Raw genomic sequence first — 12,125 nt, forward strand, 5'->3', positions numbered from 1 at the left:
GAGCCGGGCTGCACCGACGGCGCGGGCGCCAGCGCCACGAAAGCCGGATTGACGTAGATCTTCTGGATCGCCTTGCCGCGGTTCTTGGCCCATTTGACGTCGATGCCGACGGCTGCAAGCAGGATGATGCCGATCACGGCCGAGGTGACGTAGCCGGGAATGCCCATCCGCACCAGGCCATTGATCAACAGGAAGATGATCAGGGCGCCGATCATGGCCCGCCAGACCGTGCCCTTGCCGCCGGCGAGCGAGACGCCGCCGAGCACCACCGCGGTCAAAGCCTGGAACTCCCAGCCGACGCCTGTCGTGGAATCCGTCGAGGACTGCCGCGCCGCATAGAAGATGCCGCTCGCCGCACACAGCGTGCCTGACAGCACATAGGTGAAGAACAGGATCAGCCGGACGCGGATGCCGGCGTGACGCGCCGCCTTCCTGTTTGCGCCGATGGCGGTCAGATGCCAGCCATAGCGCGAGCGCGACAGGAAGATGTGGCAGACCAGCAGCACCACGAACAGGGTTGCGGCATTGATGGGAATGCCGAGCACGCTGCCGATGCCGAGGAAATCCCAGGCATCGCTATCGACCGAATTGGTCGCAAACACCTGAGCGTAGCTGGTGTTGAGCAGGTTGACCGAGGCCCGCAGGATGATCAGCGTGACCAGCGTCGTCAGGAACGGCCGCGTCTTCAAAAAACCGATCAGGAAGCCGTTGATGCTGCCAAGCGCCGCGCCGACAGCAAGCGTCGCCGCAATGGCGAGCCCGACCGGCAGTTCGGTGACGTAGAGGAAATAGAGCGCGGCGAAATTGCAGAAGGCGAAGATCGCGCCGACGCTCAAGTCGATGCCGCCTGATATCAGGCAGAAGCCCATCGCGAGCGCCACGAAGCCGAATTCCGCAAACAGCCTGAGCAGCGAGACCGTATTCTGCACCGTGGCATAGTCGGGAACGGTCAGCGCAAAATACAGCCACAGGCCGATCATCACGGTGAAGGGAATGACCGGCTCGAACCACTGCTTGAGCAACAGCTCCGACAACAACAGGCGCGGCGAAAAGCGCCTGACGGATGCGGAAAATGAATCCACCGCCATCGACATCTAGAGCATCCCCGGGGAGTGAGCGTGGGAGCCGGCCCGGCTTGCGCGCGGGCCGGCTTATCATGTCGCGCCGCTATTTCTTTGGCAGCGCAAAGCAGTTCGCGCCGTTGGCATTGGTTTTGTCGAGCCAGATCGGACGGGTGTAGTACTCGAGATGCTTGGTGCCGGGCTTGTCGCCGGATTCCAACAGCGTCTCGGCGGCGAACATCAGGTCATGGCCCTGCTCGGTCGCCTTGTAGCTCAGGAATTTGTAGAAATTGCCCTGGGTGACCTGATCGCAGTCGAGCTGGGAGCCTTCGCCCGAGGCATAGACCTTGACCTGGTCGATCTTGCCGGCATTGCGGATCGCCTGCGCGGCGCCTGATTCCATGATGCCCCAGAAGCCGACGCTGGCGCAGAGATCCGGATGCTGCTGGATCACGGTCGCGGTGGTGTTGAGTGCGGTGTTGGCGTCCCAGTTGGCGGCCTGGTTGGAGACAACCTTGATGGCAGGATCCTTGTTGAAGACCTCCATTATGCCGGCGACCTGGTCGACGCTGGCCGCCGCGGTCAATTCGCCCTGGACGATCTGCACCTTGCCGGATTTGCCGCTTCCCGTGCCGCACTCCTTGACCACGTCCTGCGCCAGCATCCGGCCGACCTCGTTCCAGTCGGCCCCGACAAAGGCGCCGGACTTGTAGTTGGAGGACATGTTGATCTGGATGACGTGGGTGCCCTGAGCCTCGGCGCGCTTCAGATCCTTCATCAGAAGCGTAACGCTGGGGTTCTGCACGATCAGCACGTCGGGCTTCTGGTCGACCAGCGCGGTCAGGGCCTGCTGCATCGCCGACGGATTATTGTTGGGATCGCGCACGATATATTTCATGCCGCGCCATTCGGCCTCTTCCTGCACCACGCGGCCCCATTCGTCGGACAGCGGCACGCCGAGCGCGATCGGCAAATAGGCGACGGTCTTGCCCTTGAGCGACTTGTCATAGTCGGCGCGCAGCTCGCGGGCGGTCTTGGTGCCGCCTTCCTCCTGCGCCTTCGTCACCAGCGGCAGTGCTGCCACCGCAACGCCGGCGGCGAGCGCCAGCCATTTCCACCTTGATGTCATGAACTCCTCCCTGTGTTTTTGCCTGTGTTTTGCCTGTGCTTTTTGATTCGAAGCGTTTCGATCGGCCCGGCTGGCCGGGCTCTTTGTGAGTCTCCGCTCTCGCTCCTCTTTCAATCTCCCTGGCGCGCGGTCTCCTCGTCGCGCGGATGCAGGAAATTATCGAGCACGATGGCCGCCAAGAGCACGATGCCCTTGATGATGTTCTGCACCTCGCTGTTGACGTCCATGATGGTGAAGGCATTGAGCAGCGTGCCGATCAGGACGCATCCCACCACCACGCTGAACACGCTGCCTCGGCCGCCGATCAGGCTGATGCCGCCGATCACGACCACCAGCACGACGTCGAAGATCATGGTGCCCTGCGTGATCGCCATTTGAATGCTGCCGGTGGTGCCGATCCAGACGAGGCCTGCGATCCAGGCCAGCAACGCCACCAGCGTATGCTCGAGCACGATCAGCGGCCGCAGCGGGACGCCGGCGAGGCGCGCGGCCTCGGGGTTGTCGCCTTGTGAATAGATGAAGCGCCCGATCGAGGTCCGCGACAGGAAGAGATGGATGGCGAGTGCAGCGGCGGCGAAGACGAAGATCGGCAGTGGCACACCGAACAGGCGGCCGGCGCCGAGGAACATCAGGGCGGGTGCATCCTTGGGCGCATAGACCACCCAGGCTGGTGCGAACCAGAACGCGAGTCCGTAGATGACGAAGCCCGCCGCCAGCGTGACGAACAGCGCGGGTGCCTCGACAAAAGCAACCATCACGCCGTTGACGACGCCGATGGCCAGCGCAAGCCCCAGCGCGACCAGGCAGGCCCAGCCGATCGGCATGCCCTGCTGGATCTCGTTGAGGGCGATCGCCCATGAGCCTGCCATGATCGCGACCTCACTGAGGTCGATGCCGCGGCTGATCACGATCAGTCCCATGCCGAGGCCGAGGATTCCGAGAATCGAGATGCTGCGGAGCAGGTTGAGCAGATTGGACACCGTGGCAAAGCCGCTCAGCGTCAGTCCGAAAACGATGACCAGTGCGATCGTGATCAACAGCACGATCTGCTCCTGGGTTGGCTTGGTTAGTAGCAGGCGAAAGCGGGGCGTGTTTGCCGGCGCAAGCGGCGTTTCAACGGCCACGACGCATCTCCCGCGCGCGACGCCGCGTATCCGTGGTGGACAGGGCCGTGCCCATCACATCCTCCCGAATTATCTTTTGCTTGCGCGCAAGTTTCCATGGGTTTGCATCAGACGTCAAATAGCAAATGAACATCGCTGCGAGGAATCACGGAACTGATCGCTGTCAATGATGGATCGCGCGTTCGCATTCGGCGAACGTGCGGCCACGTCGTGGCGGCCGCTGTTTCAAACAGCGTTTCAAACCTGCCGCGGCCGACAAGCACACAACGCGTGTCGATCTTTATTCCGGCAGCCGCAAAATCTCGCAAGGCGAGCCGGCCTTCGCTGCGGGCGCGAAGGGCGCGCGGATGACAAGCCCTTGCGAACGCGAGAGGTTGGCAAGCAGCGAGGAATCCTGCGCCGTCACGGGACTGGCGATCAGCGTGCCGTCGGCGCGCTCCTCGATGATCGCCCGCAGATAATCCTCGCGCACGTCATTGGCCGCCAGATCGCGCCCGAGCAGCGCCATTTCACGGCGGTGATGAATGGTCGTGCTGCCGAGCAGGGCGCGGATCAGCGGCACCACAAACAGCAGCGTGCAGACATAGGAGGAGACGGGATTGCCGGGCACGCCGATCACGCGCATGGAACCGAGCCGGCCGTGCATCATCGGCTTGCCCGGCCGCATGGCGATCTTCCAGAACGCCATTGCGACGGCTTCAGCATCGAGCGCCTTCTTGACGAGATCATGATCGCCGACCGAGGCGCCGCCGGTCGTGACCAGGATGTCGGCCTTGGCGTCGCGCGCGGCGCGGATGCCCGCGGTCGTTGCGGCCATGGTGTCCGCGGCAATCCCGAGGTCGATCGTCTCGGCGCCCTCGCTGCGCATCAGGGCGCGCAGCGCATAGCCGTTGGAATAGACGATCTGGCCGGGCCCGGGTTCGTTGCCGGGCATCACGAGCTCGTCGCCGGTGGCAAGCAGCGCCACTTTCGGCCGCCGCCGCACCGGCAGCTCCGGATAATTCATGCTGGCGGCGAGCGACAGGTCGCGGTCGGTGAGGCGATTGCCCGCTTTCAGCAGCACGTCGCCCTGACGGAAATCGACGCCGGCGGGGCGGATGTGCCGCCCCGTCCTGGCGGCTTCGGTGATGGTGATGGTGTTGCCGTCGGCAACCGTGTCCTCCTGGATCACCACCGCGTCGGCGCCATCGGGAATGACACCGCCGGTGAAGATGCGTGCCGCTTCGCCTTCGCCGATGGCGCGGTCGAACGGGCGGCCGGCTGCGACCTCGCCGATCACCTTGAGCCGCGTGCCAACCGCCGCCGCATCGGCTGCGCGCACCGCATAACCATCCATCGCCGACATCGCCTGCGGCGGCTGGGTGCGCCGCGCCGCGACGTCGCGCGCCAGCGTACGGCGATGCGCGACATCGAGCGCAACCATCTCCTCAGTGAGCGGTTCGCTGTCGTGAAGGATCGCGGCAAGCGCGTCGGCAACCGGCATCAGGGCCAAGGGGCAAAACTCCGTCTTCTCGTCCTCGTTCGGGACCGTCGGCTCCGCGCGTTCTAGCCGAGTGGGGGCCGCGAGGCAAAGCCGGGGCGTCTCGCTTGAATCAAAACGGCGAAGGGCAGAACCGTCATCCTGAGGCGCCGGAGCGCAGCGGAGGCCTCGAAGGATGAACGGCCCCGCCGCGAGAGCCGGGCCGTCCCCCTTCGAGGCTCGCTCCGCTCGCACCTCAGGGTGACGGTCGACACCGAACGCGCGTCAAAAGTCAGAGCCACGCCTTGAGGATATGTAAGGTCGGTGTCAGCTCGGGCAACTAAGCTCACCGGATGTCTCAGTGGCTGGTTGCGCAGTTTCCGGTTTTTGGCGTCCCGGTTCAGAACTGGATGGCGGTCGCGATTGCGATTGTCGTGGTCTCGGCCCTGTTTGTCTGGCTGACCTACCGCTAGGTTTGAGCCGGTCACGCGTGGAGCTGCTGTTCGATGGCCGCCTTGTCGATGACCGACCAGACGCGCACGATCTTGCGCGCCCGAAACTCGTAGAAGACGTTCTCGGCGAAGGATACGCGCTTGCCGTCGATGTTGAGGCCAAGGAATTTTGCCCTTGGCGCGCAATCGAAGGCAAGCCGGCTCGCGACATAGGGCGCATCCGAGATCAACAGTTCAATATTGAAATGAAGGTCCGGGATGTCGTCGAAGTCCTGCTCCAGCATCGCGCGATAGCCTGACAGCCCGATCTCCCGGTCGTTGTGGGAGACGTTCGTCGCAACGAATTGTCCAAGCGCCGGCCAGTCCTGCGCGTTGAGGCAAGCGATGTACCTCCGGTAGACGTCGGACAAGTCGGACTCCGGCATGACGGGCTCATGGCCAAAAAGCACCGGCCCTGACCCGTTAATGGGTCAGGGCCGACCGGATGCTTGAGCCGCGGGCTGGCACGGCACAGGCAGTGGAACGCCAAACCGTCGAAATGGTTCCACCCAAGGTCGTCACCCCAGGTCGGCGTTTGCTGCACCGCGATGGCTTACCGGTGCGGGTAGAGCCGTTCGATCTCCTGGGCAAAGCGCGCCTGGATGTTGTTGCGCTTGTTCTTCAATGTCGGTGTCAGCAGGCTGTTCTCGGTGGTCCAGGGCTCGGTGGTCCACCACACCGCCCGCGGCGTCGCATAGGCGGGAAAGGCCTTGACGGCGAGCGCGATCCGCTTGCGCAGAAAATCGGCGCGGGCGTTCTCGGCCAAGGCCGCCTTCTCGTGCTCCCAGAGCTCCGGATTGAGCACGGCAAGCACGGCCAGATAGGGCCGGTTGTCGCCAATCACCATCGCCTGCGCAAACAGGGGATCGCCGAGAATCGCCGTTTCGAGATCGCCGGGCGCGATCTTCTCTCCGGTCGAGGTGACGATGATGTCCTTGATCCGCCCGGTGATGTAGATGCGGCCGTTGGTGATGCGCGCCTGGTCGCCGGTGTGCAGCCAGCCGTCGGCCTCTTTCACGCGCGCGGTATCCTCGGGGCGATGCCAATAGCCCATCATGACGTTTGCGCCCTTCACCAGCAATTCGTCGTTCTCGCCAAGCCTGACCTCGACGCCATCGAGTGCGCGGCCGACCGAGCGATAGTCGTTGTCGTCGGGCGTATTGACGGCGACGACCGGCGAGGACTCGGTCATGCCATAGCCTTGCAGGATGTCGAGCCCGAGCGCGAGAAACAGCCGGATCACCTCGGCCCCGATCGGTGCGCCGCCGGTCAAGGCAACCCGCAGGCGCCCGCCAAGCTGCGCGAGCACCGGAGCGGCGACAGCGCGCGCAAGCAACGGCCAGGCCAGCTCGTCGATCAGCGCTGGGCGCTGACCTTTTTGCCGGGCGTCGAAGCGCCGTCCGCCGATCGCGAGCGCGGCGTCGAAAATCATCCGCTGCACGGCGTTGCGCTTGCCTCGCTCCTCCATGATGCGGGCATAGAACCGCTCATAGATGCGCGGCACCGAGATCAGGATCGTCGGCCGCACCTGCTTCAGGTCGTCGGGAAGCTCCTTGACCGAGCGCGAGAAGGCGACGCACGCGCCGGCCGCGATTGGGAAATAATAGCCGGCGGTGCGCTCGAACGTGTGCGACAGCGGCAGGAACGACAGGAACAGGTCGCCCTCATGCGTATCGAAACGCCTGGCGACGGCCTTTACGTTGGAGAGGACGTTCTGATGCGACAGCATCACGCCTTTCGGCCGCCCCGTCGTCCCCGACGTGTAGACGATCGCGGCAAGATCGCCCGCGAACACTTCCACCTCGGGCGCGCTGTCCTGCGCATCCGATGCAGCTGCAAGCCACGACTCCAGGAGCATCAAGCGGCTGTCGGACGCGAGCTCGGCCGCCTCGGCCCTGGCGCACACAATGCGCCTGAGGCTCGGCCCGACATCACCTGACTTGACAATCGCCTGCCATTGCGCGGCCGAGTCCACCAACAACAGAGCTGCGCTGCAGTCGCGCAGGATGTAGCAAATGCTCTCGGGATTATCGAGCGCATGCATCGGCACCGGCACCAGCCCGCGCGCCAGCGCCGCCTGGTCCATGGCGATATGGGACATCCCGTTCGGCACCAGGATCGCGACGCGGTCGCCCTTGGCGAGGTTTTCCCGCGCAAGCGCCGCGCACCATTTGCGCACCTCATCCCCGACCGCCTGCCAGGAGCAACTCGTCCAGCCATGGCTCTGGCGATCAAAGCGGCGATAGGCCTCGCCCGACGGCGTCCTGCGAATCCGCCACGCCAACAGGCCGGGCAGTGTCCTGACCGATTCAAGACTATCGGAGCCGGGCTCAGCCCTGACCTCGACAGCCGCGCCAATCGTCTCTTGCATTCGTTCCGCTACCTCCGTGCGATGCGCCACGGATTGCCCAAGTCACACCCTTGAAACAAGTCAAACCTTTGAAACAAGGACTTTATTGGAATCGATGGCACCTCTCTTGACCGGGATCAACGGAGTGCCGCAAAGATCAGGGGCGCGTTCGCGCTTCAGCCACAATTCGGATAAGCGCTGCTCGGTCGTTCATCTGTTTCGGCAGGCCACTGCCAGGGGACGTTTGTCATGACCATAGACCGTCCGCCGCTCACGCTTTTCACTCAGTCGCGCAATTCCGCGGGTGAGCGTGTTCGCATCGCCCTGAATCTGAAGGGCCTCGCGTATGACTACGTGTCGGTTGCCTCCATGGAGGCCGCGGGGTACCGCCGCATCAATCCGCAAGGGCTGATGCCCGCCTTGAAGGTTGGCGAGGAGATCATTGCCCAATCTGGCGCGATCCTGGAATACCTGGAGGACGTGTATTCCGAGCGCCCGCTGCTGCCGGCAAACCCGATCGAACGGGCGCAGGCGCGCGCATTCGCCTGTCTCATTTCCTCCGACACGCACCCGCTCTGCAACTATCGGGTCCGAAAGTATTTGACGCAGGAGATGAATGCCTCGGATGAAGCGGTGCTCGCCTGGTATCGCAACTGGGTCACGATCTCATTCACCGCCCTGGAGGAGCTGCTGGCGAGGCGCGCGAGCGCTCAAAGCTATTGCTTTGGGGACAACCCGGGCTGGGCCGATCTTCATCTGGTCCCGGTCGTCGACAATGCGCGACGATTCCGGTGCGATCTCTCGGCCTTTCCGCGCCTCATCGCAATCGAAGATCGCTGCTCAAAGCTCGAGGCGTTCAGGCGGGCACGTCCGGAAGCGCAGCCTGACTATCCCGGATACGTGAAGACGACCGTCAGCCCTGGCAGATGAGCCCGACGCCCGGGACCAGCCTGCGGTCGCACGCCGATTGGAGAGCGTACCTCCAGCTACAAATGAGCAGGGCGCTAACGGGCGCGCGTCGGGTCGATGATATCGGCCCACTCCTCGCTGACAACGTGTCGAAACAGGCCCGGCGGAATGGCGCCCACGCCGGCGAGATCACTTGGCGAAAGGGCACCCGGCTTCGCATCGGGGCTCGCTCCCGGACTGGTCAGGTCACTTGCTCTCAGTGGAGGAGAACACGTCTCAATCAAAAAGTTGAGGGGATTGCGAGTGGTCTGTGTGCGAGCGGCCGGTGCATACGTCCGGACACAAGCTCTGAGCTTAGCAAGGAGTTCGTTTAGCTTCTCGTTTTTGTTCGTCTCTGCCGATGCCGACCAAGGCACAGTGGCAAGCAGCAATACGACTCCAATTCTCAACGGAGCACCCAGCAAAAAGAGAACCACAACATTGAATTCGCCCAGCACGGCCCAAATCCGGACAGGTCGGCAGATGCTCACGTCTTTGGCTGCCACCCGATAATCGCGACGACCAGGCAGGCAAGCATGGCGAAGGCCTGCGTGCCCATGATGAGCCAATACCGAACCGGCGCGCTATCTCTGTCAAGAACCTGCGACGGCGTCCACCAGTCCAGAAGATCAGTATTGATCAGCGTGATCTTCCTTTCGACCAGGCCATACCATATCCGGCGGCCACAATCGTAGCACAAATAGATCGCGACGATGCGAGCGACGACTTCATAAAGAAAAAGCCGCATCCAAAGATCCGTTAATCAAGGACTGCGTCGACCAGGGGCGTCGTCGGTCGGCCGAGCCAAGACCGGCTGCAGTCCTGCGCAGTCGCCACCTGGTTTGAGTGTGGCCGGCCCTCGTGTTGGTTCAATTCTGGGAATGTTCACGGTGCCGCGCGGCGGTATTGCGGGACCAAGGGCGCTGCTACGCTGCTCGCTCAACCAGATGCGCACGCGAGGGGGCTGGGTCGAACGGATCGGCGAAATATTGCGTTTCGCGTCCCACCTGTCCGTCGCGGAATTCCATGATGCTCACCGTGTATGACGGTCGGCCGTCATAGCTCAGAACGAATTCCGTGACCCAGAGGTCGCCGCTGCCGACAATGCGTCGGACCGTGAAACGCTTCCGGTTCGGCTGCAGGAAACGACTCTGCTGGATATTGCGCCGGCCGCGCAGCCGCTCACCGGATTGCGGATAATCAAGGACGGCATCCTCGCGGTAGATCTCATGTTCGACCTCGAAATCGCCGGCGTCCGAAGCCTCCCAGTGACGCTCCAGCGCCAGCCGCACGGTTCGGTCATCCATCTCGCTCTCCCATCGATGCTCTGATGGAAGATCGGCCGCGCCCGGCCGGAGGTCAAGCAATCCGACGCGCGTCGGTCGTCACTTCTGCTGAATGCGACTGAGATAGTCGACGATAGCGAGGATGCGCGTTCGCACGACGACGTCCCGCAATCCTTTCGACGGGTCGAGCGCATCATAAGTCGGATCGATGATGTGCGGATAGTTCATGGTGGGGTTGAAGCGGTCACCCCAAATCGGCATCTCACGCGTCCCGTGAGCGGAGATTGTTTTCGAACCATAGATGGTTTCGTAAACGGCGTTGGTGGGAAAAACGCCGTTGTTTTTCTTGGCCAGGACCGTCAAATCGGCAGGCGCAACCTTCAACTGCTCGCTGACAGGTCCTTTGCCCTTGCCATCCGCTCCATGGCAGCTTGCGCATGAGGATTGGAATTCCGCCTTGCCTGCATCGATATTTTCGGCGCGCGCCGCGGCTGCCGCGAAAACAGCGGTGACGCCGGCAACCATCAACCATTTCAGGCAACTGGTCATCATATCCTGCCCCCGTCCTGTTTTCGGGAACCCTACTAGCGGTCCCGGGCCGAGTCCAGTTTGACGCAGGTCAACAACCGCCTTGCCGTCCGAAACGTTCGGCCAAACGCAACGCCTCTGGCCCGGCGACGGTGCTTGCAGGGACGAAGCGGACATCAACCCGCCGACGTCCCCGCCGAATCCGTCGAAAAGGACCCGGAGCGGATATTTGCCGACCGCGCAGCAAGCCTGGTTGCTGAGCACAAGCCCCCGATTTTGGTGGTCTGGGGGGCGGAACGATCCCTCGTTCATCGCCCCGGGTGCGTAGGCGTTCAAGCTCGATCTGCCGGATGCCGCAATCCACCTGTTCGACGCTGGCCATTTCTCCCTGGACGAGAAGAGCGACGACATCGCGAGTCTTGTTCTCGCGTTCCTAGCCAAATATTCCGTCTGATTGTTCCACGTGCCGCATTGGCAACGTTGGCGCGGCTGTGACCACAAGTTGAAAGCGCCCCCCTGAGGACCGGCTATAATGGCATTGGGCAGGCCGATCAACATAGGAGCCGTGCATGAACCAAGTACAGGTCGAGCAGAAAACCTATCAGATGCCGCCGCAGGACGGGTTTACCGTCGCACACTTTCTCACAGTCGCCGACGTCGAGCGATCGCTTCGATTTTACGAAACGGTCTTCGGAGGTCGCATTCTGAGCAGAGGCGACAACAGCGGCGCGCCGGGGTACATCCAGATCGCGAACACCTGGCTACTTGTTAACCCCGGGGGCGGTCCCACACCCGACAAACCATCGGTAACGCTCAGCGTCCCCGCCGATCCCGATTTAGTCAGCAGCTTTATGAATATCCGCGTTGCAGATATTCAAGCGTGCTATAAACTTTGGCGAAGTCGAGGAGCTGAGTTCATCACGGAGCCGAAGCCCAAGTACGGCGAGACGCGCTGCTACATTCGCGATCCTGATGGCTATATTATAGAAGTTGGGCAAAGCAACCCGGGCGTTGCTTACGGCTAAGCAGCAGGATGCGTGAAAGCATCTGCGATGACCGCATACACTCTCAGTGACCCTATGAAGTCTGAGAGGGATGGCATCAATCCCGCAGCCAAGCCAAGCGGCACGGATTGCGTTGAATGTTCGGCTGTGGGCGGGTGGTGGCTGCATCTTCGCAGGTGTGTCGAATGCGGGCACATCGGCTGCTGTGATACTTCACCTAATCAGCATGCATCGAAACATAACGCGGCTACGGGGCACCCGATAATCACGAGCTTCGAGCCAGGCGAGCGATGGTTTTACGACTATCGTACTGGAGATTTCCTCGCCGGCCCGAAGCTTCACGTCTCCATATTGGTTTGCGAGTTGGGTGTAGCGGTCTGCGTTGGTCATGCCAGTGAACCGGCCAAATGGCGTTCTGACATTTCTCCGCTCCGCGCACGCAGCCCTATGCCAGGGATACTGCGTCCACACTTCTCGATCCTGATTTGCCCGTCGGGTGCGATGTGGAACGGGCCTCGCTCGGCATCGCCCTGCGAGGCGTGAAAAATCCGGTGCGCGTGCGTTCTGATTTGGCCAGCCGCATAAACGGGTTAAGGCCTGTTTGCAGTCACCGGCAGGCAAGGAAAAGCGCGACCAGATTGAGGAAGCCGGCAAAGCAGGTGTCGGTCTTCTCGTAGCGGGTTGCGATGCGTCGGAATGCCTTGAGAGAGCAGAAGAAGTTTTCGACCAGATGACGCCATTTGTA

Annotated in this window: 12 protein-coding genes and 1 pseudogene; 3 read left to right on the top strand and 10 right to left on the bottom strand. The window is 62.5% G+C overall.

The genetic code is table 11. The features are described 5' to 3' along the window. The 6 genes from VFB05_RS13670 to VFB05_RS13695 form a co-directional block, all read right to left on the bottom strand. A partial coding sequence (locus VFB05_RS13670; RefSeq protein WP_325013213.1) for an ABC transporter permease occupies window positions 1-1,094 on the bottom strand: 1,094 nt, incomplete at its 3' end. Window positions 1,095-1,167: 73 nt separating this feature from the next. Further along, window positions 1,168-2,190, bottom strand: a complete 1,023-nt coding sequence (locus tag VFB05_RS13675) for a sugar ABC transporter substrate-binding protein (protein ID WP_325013215.1) — start codon at window positions 2,188-2,190, stop codon at window positions 1,168-1,170. A 110-nt stretch (window positions 2,191-2,300) separates the two neighbouring features. Beyond that, window positions 2,301-3,314 carry an ABC transporter permease gene (locus tag VFB05_RS13680; protein ID WP_325013217.1) on the bottom strand — a complete coding sequence of 338 codons (1,014 nt, stop codon included), beginning with the start codon at window positions 3,312-3,314 and terminating at the stop codon, window positions 2,301-2,303. A gap of 280 nt (window positions 3,315-3,594) precedes the next feature. Continuing rightward, window positions 3,595-4,806 (bottom strand): gephyrin-like molybdotransferase Glp, encoded by a 1,212-nt coding sequence (gene glp, locus VFB05_RS13685; RefSeq protein ID WP_325013219.1) that lies wholly within the window; start codon window positions 4,804-4,806, stop codon window positions 3,595-3,597. 451 nt (window positions 4,807-5,257) lie between these two features. Next, the gene (locus tag VFB05_RS13690; RefSeq protein WP_325013221.1) at window positions 5,258-5,650 is read right to left on the bottom strand and encodes an ester cyclase; all 393 of its coding nucleotides are present in this window, start codon (window positions 5,648-5,650) and stop codon (window positions 5,258-5,260) included. A gap of 167 nt (window positions 5,651-5,817) precedes the next feature. After that, entirely contained in the window at window positions 5,818-7,635 is a 1,818-nt protein-coding gene (locus VFB05_RS13695; protein WP_325013223.1) for an AMP-dependent synthetase/ligase, read from the bottom strand. Window positions 7,636-7,863: 228 nt separating this feature from the next. On the opposite strand from VFB05_RS13695, the gene maiA reads away from it, so the two are divergent. Further along, on the top strand, window positions 7,864-8,544 hold the full coding sequence (maiA, locus tag VFB05_RS13700; protein ID WP_325013225.1) for a maleylacetoacetate isomerase: 681 nt from the start codon (window positions 7,864-7,866) through the stop codon (window positions 8,542-8,544). A 505-nt stretch (window positions 8,545-9,049) separates the two neighbouring features. Here maiA and VFB05_RS13705 read toward each other — a convergent pair. The 3 genes from VFB05_RS13705 to VFB05_RS13715 form a co-directional block, all read right to left on the bottom strand. Next, complete coding sequence (locus VFB05_RS13705) at window positions 9,050-9,310, bottom strand: hypothetical protein (RefSeq protein ID WP_325013228.1); 261 nt, start codon at window positions 9,308-9,310, stop codon at window positions 9,050-9,052. A 178-nt stretch (window positions 9,311-9,488) separates the two neighbouring features. Beyond that, the gene (locus VFB05_RS13710) at window positions 9,489-9,869 is read right to left on the bottom strand and encodes a nuclear transport factor 2 family protein (RefSeq protein WP_325013230.1); all 381 of its coding nucleotides are present in this window, start codon (window positions 9,867-9,869) and stop codon (window positions 9,489-9,491) included. A gap of 78 nt (window positions 9,870-9,947) precedes the next feature. Next, complete coding sequence (locus VFB05_RS13715; protein WP_325013232.1) at window positions 9,948-10,712, bottom strand: c-type cytochrome; 765 nt, start codon at window positions 10,710-10,712, stop codon at window positions 9,948-9,950. Between the two features lie 233 nt (window positions 10,713-10,945). Here VFB05_RS13715 and VFB05_RS13720 point away from each other — a divergent pair, with 233 nt between their 5' ends. Together VFB05_RS13720 and VFB05_RS13725 are read left to right on the top strand one after the other, a co-directional pair. After that, window positions 10,946-11,401, top strand: a complete 456-nt coding sequence (locus VFB05_RS13720; RefSeq protein ID WP_325013234.1) for a VOC family protein — start codon at window positions 10,946-10,948, stop codon at window positions 11,399-11,401. A 54-nt stretch (window positions 11,402-11,455) separates the two neighbouring features. Beyond that, window positions 11,456-11,923 (top strand): UBP-type zinc finger domain-containing protein, encoded by a 468-nt coding sequence (locus tag VFB05_RS13725; protein ID WP_325013236.1) that lies wholly within the window; start codon window positions 11,456-11,458, stop codon window positions 11,921-11,923. Between the two features lie 64 nt (window positions 11,924-11,987). On the opposite strand, the pseudogene VFB05_RS13730 reads toward VFB05_RS13725, so the two are convergent. Continuing rightward, window positions 11,988-12,125, bottom strand: a pseudogene (locus tag VFB05_RS13730) (IS5/IS1182 family transposase); the annotation flags it as partial.

The organism is Bradyrhizobium sp. (assembly GCF_035652035.1).
Lineage (GTDB): Bacteria > Pseudomonadota > Alphaproteobacteria > Rhizobiales > Xanthobacteraceae > Bradyrhizobium.

Excerpts from the sequence above, each read along its gene's own strand:
- VFB05_RS13675 (WP_325013215.1), bottom strand. The coding sequence starts at position 2,190 with ATGACATCAAGGTGGAAATGGCTGGCGCTCGCCGCCGGCGTTGCGGTG.
- VFB05_RS13720 (WP_325013234.1), top strand. The coding sequence starts at position 10,946 with ATGAACCAAGTACAGGTCGAGCAGAAAACCTATCAGATGCCGCCGCAG.
- maiA (WP_325013225.1), top strand. The coding sequence starts at position 7,864 with ATGACCATAGACCGTCCGCCGCTCACGCTTTTCACTCAGTCGCGCAAT.
- VFB05_RS13705 (WP_325013228.1), bottom strand. The coding sequence starts at position 9,310 with ATGCGGCTTTTTCTTTATGAAGTCGTCGCTCGCATCGTCGCGATCTAT.
- VFB05_RS13710 (WP_325013230.1), bottom strand. The coding sequence starts at position 9,869 with ATGGATGACCGAACCGTGCGGCTGGCGCTGGAGCGTCACTGGGAGGCT.
- VFB05_RS13695 (WP_325013223.1), bottom strand. The coding sequence starts at position 7,635 with ATGCAAGAGACGATTGGCGCGGCTGTCGAGGTCAGGGCTGAGCCCGGC.
- VFB05_RS13690 (WP_325013221.1), bottom strand. The coding sequence starts at position 5,650 with ATGCCGGAGTCCGACTTGTCCGACGTCTACCGGAGGTACATCGCTTGC.
- VFB05_RS13725 (WP_325013236.1), top strand. The coding sequence starts at position 11,456 with ATGAAGTCTGAGAGGGATGGCATCAATCCCGCAGCCAAGCCAAGCGGC.